24 protein-coding genes are annotated in these 22968 nt (G+C 65.1%); 7 read left to right on the plus strand and 17 right to left on the minus strand.

Features of this window, described 5'->3' with window-relative positions; all coding sequences use genetic code 11:
* Positions 1-20 precede the first annotated feature (20 nt).
* A complete protein-coding gene (gene bioB, locus BRSPCE3_RS31910; protein WP_244070457.1) occupies positions 21-1016 on the minus strand; it encodes a biotin synthase BioB in 996 nt (331 codons plus the stop codon).
* A 123-nt stretch (positions 1017-1139) separates the two neighbouring features.
* Between bioB and BRSPCE3_RS31915 the strand changes: the two genes are divergently transcribed.
* Both BRSPCE3_RS31915 and BRSPCE3_RS31920 read left to right on the plus strand, forming a co-directional pair.
* Positions 1140-1778: a GntR family transcriptional regulator gene (locus BRSPCE3_RS31915; protein ID WP_244070458.1), complete on the plus strand. Its 639-nt coding sequence runs from the start codon at positions 1140-1142 to the stop codon at positions 1776-1778.
* A 115-nt stretch (positions 1779-1893) separates the two neighbouring features.
* Positions 1894-2319 carry a GFA family protein gene (locus BRSPCE3_RS31920; RefSeq protein WP_244070459.1) on the plus strand — a complete coding sequence of 142 codons (426 nt, stop codon included), beginning with the start codon at positions 1894-1896 and terminating at the stop codon, positions 2317-2319.
* Between the two features lie 171 nt (positions 2320-2490).
* Here BRSPCE3_RS31920 and greA read toward each other — a convergent pair whose 3' ends face one another.
* The 5 genes from greA to BRSPCE3_RS31945 all read right to left on the minus strand — a co-directional run bounded on the left by greA (position 2491) and on the right by BRSPCE3_RS31945 (position 10362).
* Complete coding sequence (greA, locus tag BRSPCE3_RS31925) at positions 2491-2973, minus strand: transcription elongation factor GreA (protein ID WP_244070461.1); 483 nt, start codon at positions 2971-2973, stop codon at positions 2491-2493.
* 68 nt (positions 2974-3041) lie between these two features.
* Positions 3042-6188, minus strand: a complete 3147-nt coding sequence (locus BRSPCE3_RS31930; RefSeq protein WP_244070463.1) for an efflux RND transporter permease subunit — start codon at positions 6186-6188, stop codon at positions 3042-3044.
* The gene (locus BRSPCE3_RS31935) at positions 6185-7303 is read right to left on the minus strand and encodes an efflux RND transporter periplasmic adaptor subunit (protein WP_375709987.1); all 1119 of its coding nucleotides are present in this window, start codon (positions 7301-7303) and stop codon (positions 6185-6187) included. Before BRSPCE3_RS31935 ends, BRSPCE3_RS31930 begins: the two co-directional genes overlap by 4 nt.
* A 494-nt stretch (positions 7304-7797) precedes the next feature.
* On the minus strand, positions 7798-8931 hold the full coding sequence (locus BRSPCE3_RS31940; RefSeq protein ID WP_244070465.1) for a hypothetical protein: 1134 nt from the start codon (positions 8929-8931) through the stop codon (positions 7798-7800).
* Positions 8932-9249: 318 nt separating this feature from the next.
* Positions 9250-10362, minus strand: a complete 1113-nt coding sequence (locus BRSPCE3_RS31945) for a hypothetical protein (RefSeq protein WP_244070467.1) — start codon at positions 10360-10362, stop codon at positions 9250-9252.
* A 430-nt stretch (positions 10363-10792) separates the two neighbouring features.
* Here BRSPCE3_RS31945 and BRSPCE3_RS31950 point away from each other — a divergent pair, with 430 nt between their 5' ends.
* Together BRSPCE3_RS31950 and BRSPCE3_RS31955 are read left to right on the plus strand one after the other, a co-directional pair.
* Positions 10793-11092 carry a hypothetical protein gene (locus BRSPCE3_RS31950; RefSeq protein WP_244070469.1) on the plus strand — a complete coding sequence of 100 codons (300 nt, stop codon included), beginning with the start codon at positions 10793-10795 and terminating at the stop codon, positions 11090-11092.
* Between the two features lie 391 nt (positions 11093-11483).
* On the plus strand, positions 11484-12596 hold the full coding sequence (locus BRSPCE3_RS31955; RefSeq protein ID WP_244070471.1) for a helix-turn-helix transcriptional regulator: 1113 nt from the start codon (positions 11484-11486) through the stop codon (positions 12594-12596).
* A gap of 10 nt (positions 12597-12606) precedes the next feature.
* On the opposite strand, the gene BRSPCE3_RS31960 is transcribed toward BRSPCE3_RS31955, so the two are convergent.
* Positions 12607-13371 (minus strand): dienelactone hydrolase family protein, encoded by a 765-nt coding sequence (locus BRSPCE3_RS31960; RefSeq protein ID WP_244070473.1) that lies wholly within the window; start codon positions 13369-13371, stop codon positions 12607-12609.
* Between the two features lie 222 nt (positions 13372-13593).
* Here BRSPCE3_RS31960 and BRSPCE3_RS31965 point away from each other — a divergent pair, with 222 nt between their 5' ends.
* From BRSPCE3_RS31965 to BRSPCE3_RS31975, 3 genes are read left to right on the plus strand one after another with little or no spacing between them, the layout of a single operon-like run.
* Positions 13594-13935, plus strand: a complete 342-nt coding sequence (locus BRSPCE3_RS31965) for a hypothetical protein (protein ID WP_244070475.1) — start codon at positions 13594-13596, stop codon at positions 13933-13935.
* 14 nt (positions 13936-13949) lie between these two features.
* Positions 13950-14591: a glutathione S-transferase family protein gene (locus tag BRSPCE3_RS31970; protein WP_244070477.1), complete on the plus strand. Its 642-nt coding sequence runs from the start codon at positions 13950-13952 to the stop codon at positions 14589-14591.
* Positions 14592-14598: 7 nt separating this feature from the next.
* The gene (locus BRSPCE3_RS31975; RefSeq protein WP_244070479.1) at positions 14599-15114 is read left to right on the plus strand and encodes a DUF1697 domain-containing protein; all 516 of its coding nucleotides are present in this window, start codon (positions 14599-14601) and stop codon (positions 15112-15114) included.
* Positions 15115-15282: 168 nt separating this feature from the next.
* Here BRSPCE3_RS31975 and BRSPCE3_RS31980 read toward each other — a convergent pair whose 3' ends face one another.
* The 10 genes from BRSPCE3_RS31980 to BRSPCE3_RS32025 all read right to left on the minus strand — a co-directional run bounded on the left by BRSPCE3_RS31980 (position 15283) and on the right by BRSPCE3_RS32025 (position 22846).
* Positions 15283-16521, minus strand: coding sequence for a threonine ammonia-lyase (locus tag BRSPCE3_RS31980; protein ID WP_244070481.1), 1239 nt, complete (start codon positions 16519-16521; stop codon positions 15283-15285).
* A gap of 316 nt (positions 16522-16837) precedes the next feature.
* Complete coding sequence (locus BRSPCE3_RS31985; RefSeq protein WP_244070483.1) at positions 16838-16993, minus strand: response regulator; 156 nt, start codon at positions 16991-16993, stop codon at positions 16838-16840.
* A gap of 54 nt (positions 16994-17047) precedes the next feature.
* Positions 17048-17458 carry an aminoacyl-tRNA deacylase gene (locus BRSPCE3_RS31990; RefSeq protein ID WP_244070484.1) on the minus strand — a complete coding sequence of 137 codons (411 nt, stop codon included), beginning with the start codon at positions 17456-17458 and terminating at the stop codon, positions 17048-17050.
* A gap of 124 nt (positions 17459-17582) precedes the next feature.
* A complete protein-coding gene (gene bchE / locus BRSPCE3_RS31995; RefSeq protein ID WP_244070486.1) occupies positions 17583-19109 on the minus strand; it encodes a magnesium-protoporphyrin IX monomethyl ester anaerobic oxidative cyclase in 1527 nt (508 codons plus the stop codon).
* Positions 19110-19213: 104 nt separating this feature from the next.
* On the minus strand, positions 19214-19954 hold the full coding sequence (locus tag BRSPCE3_RS32000; protein ID WP_244070488.1) for a di-trans,poly-cis-decaprenylcistransferase: 741 nt from the start codon (positions 19952-19954) through the stop codon (positions 19214-19216).
* A gap of 30 nt (positions 19955-19984) precedes the next feature.
* Positions 19985-20401: a transcriptional regulator gene (locus BRSPCE3_RS32005; protein ID WP_244070490.1), complete on the minus strand. Its 417-nt coding sequence runs from the start codon at positions 20399-20401 to the stop codon at positions 19985-19987.
* Positions 20388-21005, minus strand: a complete 618-nt coding sequence (locus BRSPCE3_RS32010) for a hypothetical protein (protein ID WP_244070492.1) — start codon at positions 21003-21005, stop codon at positions 20388-20390. Before BRSPCE3_RS32010 ends, BRSPCE3_RS32005 begins: the two co-directional genes overlap by 14 nt.
* Positions 21006-21133: 128 nt before the next feature.
* Positions 21134-21490, minus strand: coding sequence for a DUF1428 domain-containing protein (locus tag BRSPCE3_RS32015; protein ID WP_244070494.1), 357 nt, complete (start codon positions 21488-21490; stop codon positions 21134-21136).
* A gap of 114 nt (positions 21491-21604) precedes the next feature.
* Positions 21605-22342, minus strand: coding sequence for a thioredoxin family protein (locus BRSPCE3_RS32020; RefSeq protein ID WP_244070496.1), 738 nt, complete (start codon positions 22340-22342; stop codon positions 21605-21607).
* A gap of 18 nt (positions 22343-22360) precedes the next feature.
* Entirely contained in the window at positions 22361-22846 is a 486-nt protein-coding gene (locus BRSPCE3_RS32025) for an SRPBCC domain-containing protein (protein ID WP_244070498.1), read from the minus strand.
* Positions 22847-22968 lie beyond the last annotated feature (122 nt).

The following is a 22968-nucleotide window of genomic DNA, read 5'->3' on the forward strand; positions in this document are numbered from 1 at the left end:
GCGCTCGCGATGGATTGCGTTCAGGCGAGGCGGGATGTGATGCCGAGCCGATCCAAGAGATCGGCGTCGCGATCGCGCTGCGGGTTCTTGGTGGTGAGCAGCACATCGCCGATGAAAATCGAATTGGCGCCGGCGAGGAAGCACAGCGCCTGCAGCTCGTCGGTCATGTACTGCCGCCCAGCCGACAGCCGCACCACGCTGTTCGGCATCAGGATCCGCGCGGTCGCGACCAGCCGCGCCAGCGCGATCGGATCGGGCCGCTCCGCGGTGTCGTTGACCGGCACACCCTTGACCTCGTTCCAGAGGTTGATCGGCACGCTCTCCGGATGGCTCGGCAGATTGGCGAGCAGCACCAGCATGCCGAGCCGGTCCTCGACCTGCTCACCCATGCCGATGATGCCGCCGCAGCAGACCTTGATGCCGGCGTCGCGCACATGCGCCAGCGTGTCGATGCGGTCCTGCAAGGTGCGGGTGGTGATGATCTTGTCGTAGAACTCCGGCGAGGTATCGACATTGTGGTTGTAGAAATCGAGCCCGGCGTCGGACAGCCGTTCGGCCTGGTCAGGCGTCAGCATGCCGAGCGTGACGCAGGTCTCCATGCCGAGCCCCTTCACCGCGCTGACCATGTCGCAGACCTGGTCGAGATCGCGGTCCTTGGGACTGCGCCAGGCGGCGGCCATGCAGAAGCGGCTTGCGCCGGCGTCCTTGGCGCGCTGGGCCACCGCGACCACTTCGTCCCGCGGCATCAGGCGGGTGGCCTTCAGGCCGGTGTCGTAATGCGCGCTCTGGGAGCAGTAGCCGCAGTCTTCCGGGCAGCCGCCGGTCTTGATGCTGAGCAGGCTCGCGGTTTCAACGTGGTTCGGATTGAAGTTGGCGCGGTGGATGCCCTGCGCCTGGAACATCAGGTCCGCGAACGGCAGATTGTAGAGTGCCTCGGCTTCGGCACGCTCCCAGTGCTTGCGGAGCGGTGCGTTGCCGCTTCTGCCGGTCCGTTCGATCTCGACGACATCAACCATCGGGCTTGCCTTCTCGTTTGCGATGGATCATAGATAATCTGATATATTATCTATGATCGTGGGCTTAGAATGATGCTAGCTGAGGCCACTCAAGAGCGCACCCGTTTTTATGATAGATAATCTATGATGGACGACGGTGAGAACACGACGACTGCCGGACGCATCGCCGAGGCGATCGGCGAGCGCATCATCAGCGGCGCGTTGTCGCCGGACGCCCCGCTCCGGCAGGATCATGTTGCGCGGGAATTCCATTCCAGCCACGTCCCGGTGCGCGAGGCATTCAGGCAATTGGAGGCGCAGCACCTCGTCGTCGCCGTGCCCCGGCGCGGGGTGCGGGTCGCGCCGCTCGACACCAAGTCGGTGAAGGAGATCGCCGAGATGCGCGCCGCGCTCGAGGTGGTCGCGCTGCGCAACGCGGCGCCGAAATTCACGTCGGCCCATCTGGCACGGATCGAGGTCGCGTTGATCGAAGGCGACAATGCCGAGACGGTGCAGGATTTCGAGCTGGCCAATCGCGCCTTCCATCATGCGCTGGTGGCACCCTGCGCGATGCCGCGGCTGCTCGCCAGTCTCGATGGCCTGCAGCTGGCCAATTCGCGATTGGTGTTCGCGATGGCGCGCAACGCCGGCTGGCGGCCGCGGCCGAGCCAGGATCATCGCGTGATCCTGCAGGCGCTGCGCGGGCGCAACATCGAGCAGGCGTGCAGCCTGCTGGCGCGGCACATTCAGACGATCGAGCGGCTCGCGCTGCCCGCGGCCTGACCGAAATCTGCGATCCGCTCCACGTTAGTTTTTCTCGCACCATGGGCGAGTTCTTGAAGATTGTCCGGCTCGCAACCGAGCGATAGGTTCACTCCGAACCGGAGACGCGGGCAACATGGTGGACGACATGAAGACGCGAGCGGGCCAGTGCCATTGCGGCGCGGTGCGCTTCGAGGTGACGCTCAGCGACGGTTTCAATTCGATTCGCCGCTGCACCTGCTCCTATTGCCGGATGCGCGGTGCCGTCGTTGCCATGGCTGAAATGGGCGGGATCAGGTTCCTGCAAGGCGAGGACGTGTTGACGAGCTACCGCTTCCATACCGGATCAGCGCAGCACTTCTTCTGCTCTCGCTGCGGAATATACACGCATCATCAACGGCGATCCGACCAGAGTCTCTATGCCGTCAACGTGGCGTGCCTCGACGGGATCAGCCCGTTCGATTTCCCCGAGGTACCTGTGATGGACGGCGTCAATCACACCAACGACACCGGCAGGCCGACGCGTCGCGCCGGCATGCTGCGCTTCATCTCGACCGACTAGAGCATTTTTGGTTCTGATTGAATCAGAACCAAAGCTCTAGATTCTTGTTCTGGCGCGTTTTCTTGACGTGAACCGGTGTCCACTTCGCCCGAAAACGCTCTCACGATCGCCGTCAGCGACACGCAAGCGCGACACGATCGGGGTGAACCATCATCGCGCTTGCGCGCGAAGCTAGGCGATCGCGACGATCTCCAGCTCCTGGTCGCCCGCGCCCGCGACGTCGCCCACGGCCTTGCCCATCAGCGACCTCGCCACCGGCGAGACGAAGGAAATCGAGCCGGCCTTCGGATCGGCCTCGTCCTCGCCGACGATGCGATAGGTCTGCACCCGCCCGTCGGCGCGGCTGAAGGTCACGGTGCTGCCGAACGCCACGGCTTCGGTCGAGGCAGGATCGGGAACCACCTGCGCGGTGCGGAGCCGTTCCGTCAGATAGCGCGTGTCGCGCAACGGAACTGCCGATTGCCGCCGCCGTTCGTTGACGTCGTCGAGCTGCTGCGCGGCCTCATACGCCGCGCGCGCCTCCTGGAGCTGGCGCTCCAGCGCCTGGCGTCCCGCCTCGGTCACCAGATTGGCATGCGGCGATATCGGCCGATCCGGCAACAGCGTTTCTGACGCGGTCTCGGCACTCTCTTCCTTGGTGAAGGCAACACTCAATCCGGAACTCCATCGATCTGGCCGGCAGTATAGCTCCGCCGCACCCGGCCCGCTAATGCGCGATGGGATTAGTGCGATGCCGGCTGTTCCGCCTTGCCCCGACGACCGAAGCGGTTCTTTACACCCTCGCGCCAACCCTGGAAGGTGACGAACAGCATCGGCACCAGGAAGATGCCGATCGAGCTTGCGGCGAGCATGCCGCCGAACACCGCGGTGCCGACCGCGCGGCGGCTGATCTCCGCGGCGCCGGTCGCGACCACCAGCGGCACCAGGCCGAGGATGAAGGCAATCGAGGTCATCATGACGGCACGGAAGCGCATTTGCGCGCCCATCGTCGCGGCCTCGGCGATCGGCCGGCCGGCCTCGCGCTGCTCCTTGGCGAATTCGACGATCAGGATACCGTTCTTGGCGGCGAGCGCGATCAGCACCACGAGGCCGATCTGACCGTAGAGATCGAGATTGAGGCCCGCGAGCTTGATCGCGAGATAGGAGCCGAACACGCCGACCGTGACCGACAGCAGCACCGGAATCGGAATGGTCCAGCTCTCATACAGCGCCACCAGGAACAGATAGGCAAACAGCACCGCGAGCGCGAGGATGATGCCGGTCTGGCCGGAGGCCGCCTGCTCCTGATAGGCGGTGCCGGTCCATTCGTAGGAATAGCCCGCAGGCAGCGTCGACTTCGAGAGATCGGCCATCGTCGCGATCGCGGTACCCGACGACACGCCCGCCGCCGGGCTGCCATTGATGGTGACCGAACGATAATTGTTGTAGCGCGTGATGACTTGCGGCCCCGTCACGATCCGCAACGACGCGATCGAGCGGATCGGCACCATCTCGCCGCCGGTGTTGCGCACATAGATCTGCCAGATGTCGGGGATGTCGCGCCGGTTGGCCGCATCGCCCTGCACGTTGACCTGCCAGGTGCGGCCGAACAGGTTGAAATTGTTGACGTAGATGCCGCCGAGCGTGGCCTGCAGCGCGGTGAACACGTCGGCCATGTTGAGGCCGAGCGCCTGCGCCTTGGCGCGGTCGATATCGAGAAAGACCGACGGGTTGGTCGCGGTGAAGGTCGAGAACACGCGAGCCAGATTTGGATTGCGGTTGGCCGCGCCGATCAGCCCGCCCATCACGCTGCTCAGCGAAGCCGGATCCTGCCCTTCCAGCGCCTCGAGCTGATACTCGAAACCGCCGGACGTCGACAGCCCGATGATCGGCGGCAGGTTGAACGGCAGCACCGAGGCCTGACGGATCTGCGATCCGCCGACGAAGGTCTGCCCGATCGCGGCCTGCACCGATTCGGTGGTGGCCTTGCGGTCGGCGAACGCCTTCATGCGCGCCACCATGAAGGCGGAGTTCGGCTCACTGGCACCGTCGAGCAGCGAGAAGCCGATGATCGACAGCACGTGGTCGACCGCCGGGTTCTTCTTCAGCAGCGCCTCGACCTGCTTGGTGACCTCGCTGGTGCGCGCCACCGAGGCGCCGTCGGGCAATTGCACCGCGATGAAGAACGCGCCCTGGTCCTCCTCGGGCAGGAAGCCGGTCGGCGTGATCTTCGACACCCCGAACACCGCGCCGGCAAACACCAGCACCGCGACCAGCGACAGCATGGCGACGCGGACCAGCCGCTGCACCACGCCGGCATAGCGGTCGCGCACCCAGTCGATGCTGCCGAGCACCCGTCCCATGATGCCGCGCCTCGGCCCGCCGTGGCGCAGAAACACCGCGCACAGCGCCGGCGACAAGGTCAGCGCATTCAGCGCCGAGATCACCATGGCGGCGCTGATCGTGACCGCGAACTGGCGGAACAGCGTGCCTGATATGCCGGGGATGAACGCGATCGGCACGAACACCGACAGCAGCACCAGCGAGATCGCGATGATCGGCGCCGTGATCTGCGCCATCGCCTTCTTGGTGGCGTCGGCCGGCGACAGCTCCGGCTCCTCCTCCATGACGCGCTCGACGTTCTCGACCACGACGATGGCGTCGTCGACCACGATGCCGATCGCAAGCACCATCGCCAGCAGCGAGACCGTGTTGGCGGAATAACCGAGCGCCAGCAGCACCGCGAAGGCGCCGATCAGGCTGACCGGAACCGCGACCGCCGGGATCACCGTCGCGCGCAGATTGCCGAGGAACAGGAACACCACGATCACGACGAGCACGAAAGCCTCGCCGAGCGTCTTCATCACCTCCTTGATCGTATCGGAGACGAAGGTCGTGGAGTCGTACTGCACGAGGTAGGTCAGCCCCGGCGGAAACCGCTCGGACAGCCGCGCCAGCGTGGCCTGCACGGCCTTGGCCGTGGTCACCGCGTTGGCGCCGGGCGCCAGATAGATGCCCATCGGCACGCCGGGATTGCCGTCGATCCGCGATTCAGAATCCGAGTTCTGCGCCCCGATCTCGACGGTTGCGACATCCCTGATCCGCAGCACCGATCCGTCCGGATTGGCCCGCAGCACGATGTCGCCGAACTGCTTGGATGTCGTCAGGCGCCCTTGCGTCTGCACGTTGAACTGGAACTGCTGGTCGTTGCTGATCGGACGCGCGCCGATGCGGCCGACCGGCGCCTGCACGCTCTGGGCACGGATCGCGGCGATCACGTCCGAAGGCGCCAGATTGAGGCTGGTGAGACGCTGGGTGTCGAACCAGATCCGCATCGAGTAGTTCAGCTTGGCGAACAGCGAGGCCTGGCCGACACCGGGCGTGCGCGAGATCGCGTCCAGCACGTTGATGATGGCGTAGTTGGTGATGAACAGCGGGTCCTGCTCGCCGCTCTTGCTGTACAGCACGATGAACTGCAGCACGGCCGAGGATTTCTTCTGCACGGTCAGGCCCTGCGCCTGCACCTCGGTCGGCAATTGCGCCAGCGCGCTCTGCACGCGGTTGTTGACGTTGACGGTGTTGATGTCCGGATCGGTGCCGAGTGCGAACGAGACCGTCAGCGTGTAGCTGCCGTCGTTGCCGCTGGTCGACTTCATGTAGAGCATCTTGTCGACGCCGACGACCTGCGCCTCCAGCGGCTGGGCGACGCTCGATTCGACGACTTCTGCCGACGCGCCGGGAAACACCGCGGAGACCGTGACCTGCGGCGGCACGATATCCGGAAACTGGGCGACCGGAATCTGCATCAGCGCCAGCGCGCCCGCGATCGTGATCACGAACGCGATGACGATCGCAAGCCGCGGACGATCGACGAAGACAGCTGAAATCATGGGTTATTGCCCGTCGATTTCGCGGGGCTGCCGGCGCTGCCGTCCGCCGAGACCTTCATGCTCGACTGGATCAGCGCGCTAACAGGTCCCGGCGCCACCACCTCGCCCGGCTTGACCTTCTGCAGTCCCTCGACGACCACCTTGTCGCCGAGCGCGATGCCGCTCGTCACCGCCGCAATCGTTGCGGTCGATTGCCCAAGCTGGATCCGCCTTTGCTCGGCCTTGTTGTCCGCGCCGACGACGTAGACGTACTCGCCCTGCTGGTCGGACAGCACCGCCGAGCGCGGGATCGCCAGCACCTCGACCGGCTGCACGCCTTCCAGCAGCACGGTCACGAACTCATTGTCGGTCAGCTCGCGGATCGCGCCGCCGGCTGCGACGGACGTGTACGTTGCCGGGTTGGGAATGGTGCCGCGCAAGGAGATGGTGTCGGTATTCTGTGCGATCGTGTTGTTGACGAAATTCAGCTCGCCGGTCTTCTCGTAGAGCCGGCCGTCCGTCAGGCGCAACCGGATGATGACGGCCTTGAAGCCGCCGCGCGTCGCATAGCGGTCGCGCAGATTGAGCGCCTCGCGCACCGGCACCGGGAAAGTGACGTACATCGGGTCCTGGCTGACGATGGTCGTCAGGGTACCCGAGCTCGGCGTCACGACGTTGCCTTCGGTGACCGCCGTGCGTCCGATCCTGCCGTCGATCGGCGAGTGGATCATGGTGTAATCGAGATTGATCTGGGAGAGGTCGACCTGCGCCTGCGCGGCCTGCACCTGGGCCTCGAGGCTCTGCTGGTTGGCGACGGCGGCGTCGACGCTCGACTGCTGGCCGGCCGGACCACCGAGCAGCGATTTGGCGCGGTCGGTGGTCAGCTTGGCGTTGACCAGCGTCGCCTGCAACTGGGCGACCTGCGCCTTCTTCGATGCAAGATCGGCCTCGAACGGGCCGCGCTCGAGTTGATACAGCAGATCGCCGGCCTTGACCTCGGAGCCTTCGACGAAGTTCCGCTTGTCCAGGAACGCCGTGACGCGCGCCACCACGTTGACGCGGTTGGGCGCCTCGATGCGTCCGAGAAATTCATTGGTTTCGGTGATCGGCCGCTTCACCGCCTCGAACACGCCCACGGCAGGAGGCCCGGGCGGTCCCGCCTGGGCATGGGCCGCCGAAACGCCGGCAACCGCCAATCCCGCCGAGACCAGAAGCCTTGCTGATACAAGAAGCCTTGCTGATACCAGAAGCCTTGCCAATCCACCGAGCATTGGTTCCGTACCACTCATGCTGTCCAACCCTTCGGCTACCAACAAGCTCTACGAGACGGATATGATGTCGAGTTCCCTCAGACCGGGAAGGTCAGGATGGGCAAGGTGCGTTGCAGGAGATCATAACGCGGCCAATCCGACAATCCTGTAACCCGATCGCCGCGTTCCGCTGATCCCGCCAATGATCGGCAGCCTCGAGCAGCGTCGCGACACTGTAATGCCGCAGCGATCGCGGCCGCGCAGTCCGGCTGGACGCACGCCGCGAATGCCGGAAGCTCCCGTCAATGTGATGCACGCAGGCGCTACCTCGGCATGGTCGAGGTCGGAGCTTGGTGCCTGCACGGCTGGGGCAGTACCGCTTACAGCACGATCGCGTTCTTCAGGCGCGACGTCTGCTGATAGGCCGGCGACGCCAGGCGGTCGTACAGCCACGGTCTTGCGCGCTTGCCGCTGACCTCGTGCACGCCGTCGAAGACGTCGATGTCGATCAAATCCGAATGGCCCGCCGACGTGTAGACGGACTGCATCTCCGCGAACTTCTCGTCACGCCCGAGTTCCATCGCATTTGCATTGTCGTGGCTGCCGATCTCGGCGAACAGCGGACACGGACAGATCAGGCCCGCCAGCTGCCTGCCGGCATATTTGGCGCGGCTGCTGGCGAAATGAATGTAGGCTGCGAGTTCGATGCCGAGGTTCTTGCTGATGACGGACGAGGTCAGAAACTTGCTCTCGTCGCGCATATATCCGGAGACGACGGTCGGCCGCATTCGCCCCGTCGCGGCTTCCAGATGCAGCGCGAGAAACGCGCCCCAGGACACCCCGTAGACGCCGACATTCAGGCCGGACGCTCCGGTCAGCTTGCGGCAGACGATCTCGCCGGCGTCGAGCGATGCACACGACAAATTGTGCGCGGAGACACCATGGGACGCCAGCATCGCGGCGATGTTGTTCTGGCTCTCCTGGTTTCCGATCTGGACGATGTAAGGACACCAGACGACGTAACCGTCCCGGCAGAGATGCTTGCCGAGCGCATTCATGTAGTCCTTGTCGGCATCGTCGAAGCACCGCTCCGGCGTGCTCGCCATGCCGTGGCCGAGCAGGATCAGTCCCTTGAATGCTCCGTCGGGAATTCCGAGGCATCCGCGCACAGGCACGCCGCATTCGAGATCGAACTCGACCTTGACGACGGAAAAACCATCCGCCGTGCCGCGCCAGAGAATCCGGAGCTCATCGCGCGATGGCCGATAAAGCCGCCGCTCCCGGAACAGCGACCGCATCGCGCGGCGAATATCCGGACCGGTTGCCACCGCGCGCAGCTTGCCGCCGGCCGCCATATCGAAGAACGACCGGCAGAACTTGTCGTAGCCGAGGGCCGGCAGGTCGATGTTCGCGCACGAACCCTGGCAATGACTGAGCGCCAGCGTGTTGCCGGTGACGGACGAGGGTCCGACCAGCGTCATCAACAATCCGGATAGCGCCCTGCGACTGATCATCGGCCCGCCCCGAGCCGACGATGGCTCGCTTGAATCAAAGCATGATCCGTTTTTGAAAACCGCGTCGTGCCGTTCCGGATCAGCCCTAGCTGGCGCCATCGATTGCACGGACACAAATTAAAGGATGTTCATGGTCGAACGATCGCGCGCAGCGTTGCAAACGTGTGACGCTCCCAGCCCTGGCGCAGCGTCAATCCACGCCAGTGAAGTTTCGCAATGCTTCGGGACATTTCTGACTGTCACGCGGCTTCGATTTCGCCACATGGAGCAATGATCGTCAGACCTCAATGTCAGGTCACGATCGTCAGCTCCTCATCGTCAGCTCTTGGGCTTGATCTCGCCGACCTTGGCATCGGCGGCCTTTGGCGGATCGCCGAAATCGAGCTTCTTCTGGAAGCCGATCTGCACGTTCACCGCCCAGGGCTGGACCTCGTCGGGCCGCCGGACCTGCCGCACGGAGGCTCCGGCGGTGCCGATATATCCGTCGCCGAAATCGTGCGCGAAATCGAGCCCGGTGAGGAACGTCGTGCTCCACAGATCGGTGTTGAGGTAGTCGTCGCGGCGATAGCGCGCCAGCACGCTGATCGCGTTCTTGTCGTCGAACTTGTAGCTGAGCGAGGCCTCGTTCGACTGTCCGACGTCGAGCGATGCGAAGGACAGCGTGGTGTCCGAGACGGTTCGCGACGATCCGACGCCGAACGTCCACGCGCCGGTCTGATAGCGGACCTTGGCCGTGTAGAGCAGTTGCTTGACGTCGTCGAAATCGGTCGTGTCGTACTGGGCGAGGTATGGCGACACGGATCCTTCCACCTCGACGCCATTGGTCTTCACGTTGAAGAAGGCATTCGGCTGCACGATGTTGTGGCTGCGATCGAGGCCGAAAATGTCGGGCGCGAGATAGGCGACGCGCGACAGTACGAGCGACGTGCCGATCTCACCGGTGCCGAACTTGTAGGCAAAGCCGGGCATGAAGGTCCGTGTCACGAAGTTCTCGTCCTGCGGCAGGAAATCGCCCAGCGTGAAGATGTTGCGCTCGTTGAGCGCGTTGATGCCGGTGTCGACATTGGCGAAAATCCTGAAATCGGTGGTGTCGTATTCGACGCGGTTGCGCAGCTGCACGCCGTGCGCGCGGCGCGCCCAACTGTCGTCGACCGTCGTCGTCAGCGTGGTACGCAACGCCAGCTTCGGTGCAAGCTCGATCGCGCCGCTGGCGGTGATGATCGCGGTGGTGCTGGGCGCCGCGACGCCGGGGTCATATTGCGTGTCGGCAAACTTGACGTTGAGCCCGATGATGCCGTCCTGAAGCGAGCCGCGCAGATAGTCGTAATTGATCGTCTGCGTCGCGAACATGCTGCCCCGCGCGCCCAGCGTGTCGGTCGGGTTGGAATCATAGCCCGTGCGCAGGCCGATCGAGCCCGCGTTGACGATCACCGTCTCCGTTGACGCCGGCGCCGGCGCTTGAGCTTGAGTTTGGGGCTGAGCCTGGACTGAAGCCGGAGTTGGAACAGAAGCCGGAGCGGTCTGCGCCAGCGCTGCGGAGACGCCAAGCTGCGAAGCAACAACAGCCGCCAACAACGCACGCCGAATCATGCACGCGACCCTCCACGCACAGGGTCGGAAATCATGGTTAATTGGCCGTTAAATCTGCAATTTCTGGTTGATTCAGACGTCGCGGCCCCGGCGCGCACCCCCTTGATTTTGATAGGATCATCAGCATCGATGGGGGCATCATGGATTTTGATAACATGGTTAACGCTAAGTATTAGAGTAAAAAACCACTTCAAGTTGTACGCGAATTCGAGACGTGGATAGTGGCGGCCACCAAGCAAACGGCTTGGGCTCGACAACAACGGAGGAAGTCATGAAGAAGTATATCGTCGCCGTCGCTCTCGCCTCGCTCGTCGCCTCGCCGGCCTTCGCCGGTGGCCCCCGTGGTGGTGGCGGTGGCCTGATCGGCTCCGTGATCGCCCCGATCACGACCGCGGTCTCCGCGCTCAACGTCAACGCGCTGAACAACGTCAACGTGCTCGGCGGCGGCGTGAACGTCCTGAACGGCAACAAGACCAACGTCTCGGCCATCCTGCCGATCAGCCTCAAGAACAACAACATCCTGTCCGGCATCCTCGGCGGCGGTCGCTCGCACGGCTGCGGCTGCAACTAAGTGCGTTGTCGGGAGGGCATCACGGTGCCCTCCCAACAGCTTTGAGTACGAACGTCGACATACACCTCGCCATCGATTCAACCGCTCCCATCCAGCCAGCCCCTCCCCGCACTTCGGATCGCACCACGGCGGTCGTCCGGCCCTGAGCTTCCCGTCATCATTCGTCAGGTCGTGATTGCCCCGGCGAGACCGGCGCCGCCAAACGAACGAGGCCAGACGCAGCTTCGCGGAAATCGCGCGCCAGACCGGCGAAACGCCGTGGTTCTCGTGATGCGCGCGAGCGCGCACCCGGAATAACCCGGACTCGTGGCTCTGACGGAATTGCTCTACGCAATATTTCCGGGGTCGCCGGGTTTATCTATTGGGCAACAACGCTTTTCCGGAATGGCCGATGCCGAACGACCTGCACGAGCATCTGATCGAACTGGCCTATGAGGCCGCGGTCGTCCCCGAATTGTGGCCGAGCGTGCTGCACCAGGTCGGCGGCATCGCGCGTGCGCGCGGTATCGTGCTGCTGACGGCGGCCCCGCACGACGTCCGCTGGGTCGCATCCCCCGACATGCATGACGACACCGTTGCCTATGTCGAAGGCGGCTGGCACGAGCGCAACGGGCGGTTGCCGCGCCTGCTCGCCGCCAACCATGCCGGCTTCCTGCGCGATATCGACGTGTTCGATACACCGGAGGAAGTGCAGCAGGACTACCAGATCCGCGAATTCTTCCGTCCGCGCGGGCTCGGATGGGGTGCCGGCACCGCGATCCCGGTGCCGAGCGGCGACGTGCTGATCTACAGCGTCGAGCGCGAATACCAGCATGGACCGATCGAGCGGGAAGCGATCGAGCAGCTCGACGCGCTGCGCCCGCATCTGGCGCGGGCGGCGCTGCTGTCGGCACGGCTCGGGATGGAGCGCGCGAGGGCGGCCACCGAGTCGCTGGCGATGCTCGGCCTGCCCGCGGCGGTGCTGCGGCGCGGCGGCCGCCTGATGGCGGCGAACACGTTGTTCGAGCGTCTGGTGCCCAACGTGATGCAGGATCGCGCCGAGCGGCTGACGCTGGCGGCAACCGCCGCCGACGCGCTGTTCGCCCAGGCGCTGGCCGCGCTCGATCAGGGCCTCATCAGCCTCGAGGTCCGCTCGGTGCCGATCGCCGCCCAGGAGGATCGCCCGCCGCTGATCGTGCATCTGGTTCCGATCCACGGCAGCGCGCGCGATCTGTTCGACCGCGCATTGGCGATCGTGATGGTGACGCCGGTGGTGCCGGCAGAGGTGCCGACCGCGGAGGTGCTGCAGGGCCTGTTCGACCTGACGCCGGCGGAGGCGCGCGTCGCGCGCGGCATCGGCGAGGGACGAACGGTCGACGCCATCGCCCTCGCCTTCGGCATCTCCCGCGAAACCGTGCGCAACCAGCTCAAGGCCGTGCTGGCGAAGACCGGGCTCGGCCGACAGGTCGAGCTGGCCGGATTGCTCGCCGGCGCAAAGGTGCCGCCGGGTTCGTCCGCGGAATAATGTGCCGTGCTCAGGCCGCGCTCAGGCGAGCCTGGAAGAAACCCGCAACACGGTTAACTGCATCGGCGGTCATGGGATCATTGTCCGCGAAGTCGAAGCCGTGCGCCTTGCCGGGATATCGGACGATCTCCGCTGCGGCGCCGACCGATTTGCCGAGCCTGACGAGCTTTTCGCCGCTGGCGAGCGGCACGTTGCGGTCGGCCTCGCCGTGCAGCTCGATCAGCGGCGGCAGGTGCTTGACCTCCGGCGCGATCTTGTCGGGCATGCCGCCATACAGCACGGCCAGCGCAGACACCCGCGTGTCGCGGGCCGCCGCGGCCGCGGCAACGTAGCCGCCGAGCGAAAAGCCGAGCAGCCCGATCCGGTCCGAACTATCCGCTCCCGTCAGCACCGAGGTCAGCACGGACGAGACACGCGCGGCCCAGGCGTCGAACCGCTCGGTCTCATAGGCCTCGCGGCGCTCGCGCGTGTGCAGCGCCTCGAACGCCTGCTCGTCGGCCGGCGTGTAATAGCGAACGAAATAGGCGTCGATGCCGTCCGCGGTCAGCGCGTTGGCATAACGCTGATAAGCCTGCGGCCTGAGATCGAAACCGCGCGAGCCGTGCAGCATGAGCACCGCCGGCCGCTTGCCGCTGCGTCCTGCGGCAAAGCGGTTCAGCGCGACGCGGCCTTCGCTGGCCTCGACACTCAGCGTCTCGGCAGGCGCCGCAAGCGCAGGTGATGCCGCCAGCAGGGCAAGCCCGCCCAGCAGGCTCCGTCGGTTGATGGCTGGCATCGAAACCTCGATTGGACCGCGCGGCGCGCGGCCGGGCGCCGCCGCTATATCATGCCGGAGCGCACGCCCGATAGAGCGAGCACGGGCGTCCCACGGGCCTTGCCGGTCGCGCCGGGCCGCTCGCAGAACGATCGCATGTTCAAATCGCGCCGGTTGCGCTAGTGATAGCTCCCCTTCCACCGCGCGCCCACCGGCGCACGTCCAGTCAATGAGTGTATCTGAATGGCCGAAGCCGACCTCGACGCCGTCATCCGGCAAACCGCAAGAGCGCAGACCAAGGCCGTGATGGCGGCGGCCAAGAAGCGCCAGGCCGTCTGGGTCGCGCGCGCCGCCAAGGCCAAGGACAAGGAGACCAAGGCGCGCTTCCGCCACCTCGCCAAGAGCACCATCCTGAACGCGACCGCGACCGCCAAGCGGTTGCAGAATTCGGCCGAGAACGCCGCCGACGCCTATGCCCGCGCCATGAAGAGGGCGATGGAAGAGCCGCCGCCGGCCAAGGAGCCTCAGAAGACGCCCGACAAGCCGTCCGCAAAGAAGCCCGCGAAGAAGAAAAAGGACGCCTGAGAAGGGGCGCGCGCATGCTCACCGTTGACCATCTCGGCAAGTCGCAATCGGAGCGGATCGTCTGGCTCTGCGAGGAGCTTGCGATCCCCTACGAGCTGAAGTGCACCACGCGCGATCCGGTGACGATGCTGGCGCCGGCCGACTACAAGGCGCTGCACCCGATCGGCGCCGCGCCCGTCATCACCGACGGCGAGCTGGTGCTGGCCGAATCCGGCGCGGTGGTCGAATACATCGTCGCCAGATACGGAAATGGACGGCTGACGCTGCCGTCAGATCATCCTGATTTCGCCCAGTTCCTGTACTGGTTTCACTTTTCCAACGGCACGCTGCAGGCGCAGATGGGCCGCAGCATGATCCTGCACCGCCTCAACCTTGCGGCCGACCATCCGGTCCTGGTCGCGACCAAGGCGCGGGTCGACCGCTCGTTCGACCTGATCGAAGCGCGGCTGCGCGACGCCGAATATCTCGCGGGTGACACATTCACCACGGCCGATATCATGATCGGCTTCTCGCTGACGACGATGCGCTATTTCCTGCCCTATGATCTCGGCCGTTGCCCCAATATCAGAAGCTACCTCGGCCGCATCGCGGCGCGCCCGGCCTATCAGCGCGCGATGCAGAAGGGCGATCCGGGCATGGCGCTGCTGCTGACGTGAGGCCGTGATGCCGCGTTACGTCGCCCTGTTGCGCGCGGTCAATGTCGGCGGCACCGGCAAGCTGCCGATGACCGAGCTGAAGGCGATGTGCCTCGACGCGGGATTTGCCGACGTGCAGACCTATATCGCCAGCGGCAATGTCGTGTTCTCCTCCAGGCTCGGCGCGGCCAAGGTCAAGGCAGCGCTGGAGCAGCGGCTGCAGGCCTATGCCGGCAAGCCGGTCGGCGTCGCGGTGCGCAGCGCGGAGGAGATCGCCGCGGTGGTCAAGGCCAATCCGTTTCCGAAAGCGCCGCCGAACTTCACCGTTGCGATCTTCCTCGACGAGCCGCCGCCCAAGGATGCCCTGAAGCACGTCAAGGGCCAGCAGGACGAGCAGTTGAAGCTCGGCAAGCGCGAGATCTATGTCGCCTATGGCAGCGGCATGGGCCGCTCGAAGCTGAAGATTCCCGCCGCCGCCAAGGGCACCGCACGCAATCTCAACACGATCGCGAAGCTCGCGGAGCTGGCGGCGGGGGACGAGTAGAGAGAGTTCGTCCGGATTCGACGAACCGTCATCTTGAGGTGCGAGCTCTTGCGAGCCTCGAAGGATGCACGGCCCGGCTGCCGGCCGATTCATCCTTCGAGACGCCGCTTCGCGGCTCCCCAGGATGACGGGGATAGGTGCTTCGACTCGCGGTCAAGCAGCGCGCTGCTACGTTTCCCGCACCGCGAATCCTTCGGCGCCGAGCCTCGCCATCACGTCCTCCAGATGGGCGCGGTCGCGGGTTTCGATCACGAGCTCGAGCAGCGTCGCCTTCGCCGGCAGATCGGAGAAGGTGCGCTGGTGCGAGACCTCGATGATGTTGGCGCCGGCATCGGCAAGCAGGATCGACACCGCCGCGAGCTGTCCCGGGCGGTCGACGATGTCGAGCGCCAGTTGCGTCAACCGTCCCTCGCGCGCGAGTTCGCGGGTCAGCACCGAGGCGATCAGCCTGGTGTCGATGTTGCCACCGGTCAGCACCAGGCCGACATTGCGGCCGGCGAAGCGCTCGGGTAACGCGAGCACCGCGGCGAGGCCGGCGGCGCCGGCGCCCTCGACCACCGTCTTCTCGATCGAGATCAGGGTTGCGACGGCGCGCTCGATCTGGTCCTCGCTGACCAGGACGATGTCGTCGACGAGGTCGCGGACGATTTTGGTGGTGATCTGCCCCGGCGACTTGACCGCGATGCCCTCGGCAAGCGTATCGCCGCGCATCGGCAGCTGCTGGCCTTTGACGGCGTTGTACATCGACGGATAGAGCTGGGCCTGCACGCCGATCACCTGCACCGACGGCTTGATCGCCTTGGCGGCCGTGGCGATGCCCGAGATCAGCCCGCCGCCGCCGATCGGCACCACCAGGATATCGAGCTCCGGCACGGCCGCGAGCATTTCGAGCCCGATCGTGCCTTGTCCGGCAATGATCAGCGGATCGTCATAGGGGTGGATCAGGATCAGGCCGCGCTCCGCGGCACACGCGCCGACGAACGCAAAGCACTCCTCCAGCGTCTGCCCGGTGATGATGACCTCGGCGCCGTGCCGCCTGGTGTTCTCGATCTTCACCATCGGCGTGCCCACCGGCATCACGATGGTGGCGGGGATGCCGAGCCGCTTGGCGTGATAGGCGACGCCCTGGGCATGATTGCCGGCCGACATCGCGATCACCCCGCGCTTGCGCTCCTCGGCAGACAGCGCCTGCAGGCGGTTCAGCGCGCCCCGCTCCTTGAAGGTCGAGGTGAACTGCAGGTTCTCGAATTTGAGGAACAGCCGGCAGCCGCAGATCTCGCCCAGCGTGCGGCTCTCGTTGCACGCCGTGACCATGACCGAATCCCTGATCACGCCGGCGGCGCGGCGCACGTCGGCAACAGTCACGCTCGCAGGGGGCGCAGCGGTAGTATCGGAAGGATGCGGCATCGGGCTTCGCTTTGGACCGTTTCGTCAGACGGAACCTAGCGTGTTTCGGCGCCGAAAACGACCGCGCTATCGCCCGGTCGATGGCTCTTCCTCCAGCCTGGCCGGCCGGGCCAGCTCGATCTCATCGCATTTGGGGCAAACCAGCGCGGTCCGGAAATGCTTGTCGAGCACAATGGTTCGCGTCCTGCCGCACTGGCAGCGCATCGGCTTATCCATGGAAGACCGGCCCGGGTTCGAGATGCAAGGAAAGCGTGCGCCTAGCTAGCCCGGTCCGGTTAACCCAGTATGACTTGGCGCCGGAAAATTTGTCGCGCGGCTAGAAGAACCCCGCGCTGAGGTCGAGGCCATAGCTCGCTCTGAGCATCGCGACGAACAGGATCGCGAAAGCGAACAGCAGGACATGCCGGGCGATGCTGCTCCGAAGCGAATTGGCCGGAAACACACGTGCGATCGATTGAGCCAAAGCTGTCATTTGCGACCTCCAGAGCCACGTCCCGAAGGTAGGTCGCGCGCAACGCGGCGAGGTTCAATGCGGCTCGCGGAACGGCCGGCGGCGCACCGAAGCGTTGCGCTCGGGGTCGCGTTGCGCCTTCACGCGGTTCCTGAAGCGATGACCGACCACGATCAGCGTTCCCTCCGCACGAATCGCGGTCTCCACCGACGGCGCGGGTGGCAGATTGTCTTGCGTGACGGCTTCCAGCGCATGCAGGAACCCGCGTCCGGCCGGAGTGATCTCCCAGCCCTCGACATCACGCAGCACATAGCCATCGCTAAAGATGTCGAGTTCGGGAACCCGCGACGCCAGACGCTTGATCCGCGCATGCCAATCGTCGCCGCTCGATGAGAGGATCGCGAGGTCGCGCTTGAGTGAATCGAGTGCGGCTCTGCCGCTGACGTGACTGGCCAATATTTTTAGAATCGCAACCTGTATGCTCAACTCGACGCCTCGACCGCCACGGTTCTTTTTGTTCTGCGCAGCCGATCCGGAAATTATCGCGCTGATGACTCCACCGTCCAGTCATCAGCGCCAGTTATCCAGAGCCCGGCATGACGGTATCGACTTACGCTGCGCGTGATGTGCCGACACGACGCTCGGGCCGCTGCGACGACATCGATTCCTCTTCACTATCCTGCGGCGCGCCCCAAAATTCCCGCACCGTCGGCCCGCGCTTCAGTCTTTTGTCGCGCAGGAAACCGAGAATTTCGTGCGGCCAGACCCGGCGTCCCATCTGCGTGTACCAGCGCATCGCATGACGAAGTCCGGCGTCGCGATGAAGCAGCACGCGGAGCAAGGCCTTCGGGCGGCATTGCAGCACCATCTCGGTGAATTTGAACCAGAGCAGCACCCGCCATGGCGCCATATGCCGCGTCGCCAGCACCTGGTGCTTGTAGTCCCAGAGCCTCCGATCGGTCTGGATGACGCGCCGCCCGGCCGCGAGACGAAAATACGGCGTCCAGCGATGCGGCGTGACGTAGAGCATCTGGATCTGATCGGGATCGTAGGACAATAGCTGCCGCAGGCCGCGCCAGTGATCGCGATCGGTCTCCTCCTCGAAGCCGACCACCCAGGTTGCCATCGACAGGATGCCGTGCTGACGCATCAGCCGAATGGCCTCGCGGTCGGTCGTGGTGGTCGCACCCTTGCGGATCAGCTCCAGCGTCTTCTCGTCGGTGTTCTCCATGCCGAGCAGGAAGCGCTGCCAGCCCGCCTTCTTGTAGAGATGCAGGATGTCGGCATCGCGCACGATGTCGTCGGCACGGGTCGAGCCGACCAGGATCAGATCGACATTCTCCGCAATCAGCGCCTCGAGGAAGCTTCGCCAGGCCTTCTTCGAGACGGTCGGATTCTCGTCGGCGAAATTGATCACCTTGACGCCATGCTCGCGATGCAGCCGCGCCAATTCCCTGGCAAAACGCACGGGATCGCGATGCCGCCATCGGGTCCAGAAGCCGCGCTGGCCGCAATAATTGCAGAGATGCGGACAGCCGCGCGAGAACTGCACCACGACGGCGCGCAAGCCTCCCCAGTAGCTGTAGCGCGCGTGATCGATCAATTCCCAGCCGACCCGGTAGGCGTCGAGATCGCGGATGACAGGCGCAGGCGACGTGGCACGCGGCCCGTCACTGTCGCGGAATGCGATGCCGTCGATGCCGGCGAGATCGCCGCCATATTCCAGCGCCCGCATCAGGCGACGAGCGGTCTCCTCGCCCTCGCCGCGCACGATCGCGGTGACGTAAGGCTCCTCGCGCAGCACTTCGCGCCAGTGATAGGTCGGAAACACGCCGCCATAGACGATCAGCGTCCTGGGCAGGGCCCTGACGATCGCCTGCGCGACTTCGGCGATGACGGGGTGACCCGAGGTCGAGCCGGAATGGCCGAACAACACCGCGTCAGGTGAAAACCGCGACGCCTCCGCGAGGATGGCCGCGAGCGGCATCGGGCCGAACTCGGCATCGATGAGACGAACCTGATGGCCGTCGTCGATCAGGGGCCCGCCGATCGATAGCAGGCCGAGCGGCGGCAGATGGTCGTCGGGGATCCGGCTGCCGATCGCCGGATGCGGCACGTTGATGAGAAGAATGCGCATGGATGATCGCTCCCGCTTTGGTTGGCGTGATCGTTCGTCCCCGCATGGTGAGAGAGAGCCCAACCCCCCGGCCGGGCTTTAGGAGCAACTAGCGCGGCTCCGCGCTAGAGGTTCGGCACCTCCGCCGCTGCGATTGCGGTCAGCCCGCCGAAGCGGCGCTCGCGGCGATGGAAGGAAGCGAGCGCGTCGGCGAGATCGTCGGCATCGAATTCGGGCCACATCCGCTCGGTGAAGTGCAGCTCGGCATAGGCACCTTCCCAGAGCAGGAAGTCCGACAGCCGCTTCTCGCCCGAGGTGCGGATGATCAGGTCGACGTCGCGCAGGCCGGCTTCGCCGGTGATCAGATCGGCGAAAGCCTCGCGGCTCAGCGGGCCTGCGCCGGCGACGCGCGCGGCGGCGTTGAGGATCGCGTCGCGCGCCGAATAGTCGATCGCGATGCGCAGATGCAGCGTGGTGCCGTCGGCGGTTTCGGCCTCGGCACGGGTGATCGCGGCGGCGATGCCGTCGGGCAGCCGGTCGCGGCGGCCGATCACGGTGAGGCGCACGCCGTTGCGCACCAGCGCGGCGATCTCGTTGGCGAGATAGAACCGCAGCAGCCCCATCAGCGCCGTGACTTCGGCCTTCGGACGGCGCCAATTGTCGCTCGAGAACGCGTAAAGCGTCAGCGTGCCGACACCCTGGTCCGGCGCGGCCTCGACGATGCGGCGGATCGCCTCGACGCCGGCCTCATGTCCGCGCAGCCGCGACAGGCCGCGCCGCGTCGCCCAGCGGCCGTTGCCGTCCATGATGATGCCGACATGCAGCCTTGCTACGGCTTCCGGCTTGAGTGCGACGTTACTTTGCATCACAAAGTCTCCGAATAAAAAATGGAATAATCAAATCGTCTGAACGCCGAACCGGCCGGGTGCGCCCTCACCGGCAGCCTTTTCAGTCTTGCCGGCGGCCTTCTCGGCCGTGCCGGCGGCCTTGGCCGCATCGCGCACCAGCTGCTCGAGCACGGCGAGATAATCGAGGAACCGGCGGCGGCCGCTCTTGGTCAGGCGGCAGGTGGTGTGCGGGCGATTGCCTTCATAGCCTTTGATGACATCGACGAGCCCGGCCTCCTGCAGCACCTGGAGATGCCGGCTGAGGTTGCCGTCGGTCAGCCCGCAAAGCTGCTTGAGATCGGCAAAGCCGAGTCCCTTCGGATGCGCCATCAGCGAGGTCAAGAGTCCGAGCCGCGCCTTCTCATGGATGACGCGGTCGAGGCCATCATAGGCGAATGGCGCGGTGGTCACGTCAGTCTTCGACATCATTGCCTCCGGAAGCGAAATACAACAGCGCCGCGAGCAGCAGCTGGCCGATCGCGAAGGGCAGCCCCATGGTCCAGGGCGACAGCGCATGGCTCTGGCTCGCGATCAGCAGCACCGTGAAGCCCGACAGGAAATACCAGGCGCCGCCGAGCGCGATCGTGCGCGGCAGCAGCCGGACCGAGGCGAACACGCCGAGGCTGACCAGCACCTGCCACAGCCCGGGCAGCATCCACAGCGTCTCGGGCGCGAATTTCCATTGCAGGATCGCGAGCAGCACGCCGGCGATGACGGCGGGAACGAACTGCTCGATCGCCTGCTGCACCATCGCGTCGGCGAGGCCTGAATGATGCCGCCGCGAGCGCGCCTGCATCTCGATCCAGATCAGCACCGCGGAGAGCAACGCGGCCGCGGCCCAGCCCGCGAGAAACACGATCGGATGATGGGTGGGATCATCGAGCCAGAGATATTGCGCCAGCGCCGTGACCAGCGCGATGCCGCTGGTGGCGGCGACCGTCGCCGGACCGTAGCCGCGGAACGCCGTTCCGGCCGCAATCTGGCTGCGGATCGCGAGAATATCGGCCAACGCCTTGTCGAGGTCGCGCATGTTTTGCCCGCACTTTGTAATGCAAAGTATACGGGATCGCCAAGTAAACGCAAGCAGCATCGCGCGGCTTGCCGGGCGTGATGTTTAACGATCGGTTACTGCGCGTATTGCGGCGAAGGCGTGCCGCCTCAGACCTTCACCAGGCTGGTAAAGCCGCCATAGATCATCCGCTTGACGTCGAACGGCACGTTGCCCGTGCCCATCGACTCCAGACGGGGATCGGCCATCACCTTGGCGTTGATCCTGTCGCGCTGGGCGCGCGACTTGTAGGTGATCCAGGCGAACACGACGGTTTCGCCGGCCTTCAGTTTCACGCTTTGCGGAAACGAGGTCAGCTTGCCCGGCTTGACGTCGTCGGCGACCCACTCGCGATAATCCAGCGCACCATGCTCACGCCAGACCTTGCCGGCCATCTTCGAGAGCTTCGCATAGGCCTTGAGTTTCTTCTTGGGCACGGCGACGACGAAACCATCGACGTAGGGCATTGGGGGTTTCCTGTGGTTGTCATTCCGGGGCACGCGAAGCGTGAACCCGGAATCTCGAGATCCCGGGCTCGATGCTTTGCATCGCCCCGGGATGACGAGCGCAAACGCTACGCGTCAGCTGTGACAGCAGGATGCCTGAACCGGCGCCGGTTGGTACTGGTCACGTAGCCGCACCCAGTCCATCGGATAGGGCAGGCCCTCCTCGTGGCGGCCGAGCGGCGTCAGGTCGAGATAGTGATAGGCGGCATTCATCATGTCGAGGCCGCGCGCGAAGGTCGAGTAGGTGTGGAACACGCTGCCCTTCTCGTCGCGGAAGAACACGCTGATGCCGGGAAGCTCGGGACCATAGAGCGGCGTCGTTCCGTAATTGTATTTCGCGTCCCCGGCATCGATCTGGCCTTGCGTGAACGACACACCGTAATCGTAGTTGAAGTCGTTGGCGCCCGACGACACCCAGTCGAAGCTCCAGCCCATCCGCTTCTTGAACGCTTCGAGCTTGGCCAGCGGCGCGAGCGAGATCGCCACCATCGTGGTGTCGCGCGCGGCGAGATGCGGAACCATGCGCTCGAAACCGTCGACCCAGAACGAGCAGCTCTTGCAGGCTGCGTCCCACTCGGGCGCGAACATCACGTGCTGCACCACGAGCTGCGGCCTGCCCTTGAAGAGATCGCCGAGCGTCGCCTTGCCATCAGGGCCGTCGAACACATAGTCCTTGTCGACCTTGACCCAGGGCAGTTCGCGGCGCTGCCGGCTCACCGCTTCGCGGGCTTGCGTCAATTGCTTCTCACTGATCATCAGCGCCTTGCGGGCCGCGATCCATTGTTCGCGCGAGACGATTGTGTGCTGAGACATGCGATCCTCCTTTGCGGATCAGGCGTCGATATATTGTTCCAGATTGCCGAGGAATTCGGTCCAGCCGCGCTGGTGGTTGTCGCGGGCCGTTTCGTCGACGAACTGCGCGTGATGGAAGGTGAGCAACGTGCCGCCGGCGTCAGGCTTGATCGACACCGTCACTTCGGAGACGCGCTCCGGCGTCGAGTGCCAGGCCCAGCTGAACACCAGTCTTTCGTTCGGCACCACCTCGCGATAGATGCCGCCAACCTCGTGATACTCGCCGTTCGAACCGGTGAACTTGATCCGGTAGCGCCCGCCGACGCGGACGTCGAGCTCGGCCTGCGTCGTGCCGGGCTTGACCTGGCCCGGCCCGAACCATCGCGCTAGGTTTTCCGGCTCGGTCCACGCGGCGTAGACCTTTTCCGGACGGGCGCGGAGGCGCCGCGTGAGGGTGAGGCTTGGTCGCGGGGCACGGCCGGCGTCGGCCGCGACTGCTGATTGGTTTGCCGATTGGGTTGCCATGGGTCTTCCTCCACAAAGGCGGCAAGGCGATCGAGATTGTCGGACCAGAATTGCGCATAGCGATTGAGCCAGTTCATCGCCTGCTCCATCGGCCTTGCGGTGAGCCGGCAGGCCACCGTGCG

The sequence above is a fragment of the Bradyrhizobium sp. Ce-3 genome, from assembly GCF_022835695.1.
Taxonomy (GTDB): domain Bacteria; phylum Pseudomonadota; class Alphaproteobacteria; order Rhizobiales; family Xanthobacteraceae; genus Bradyrhizobium.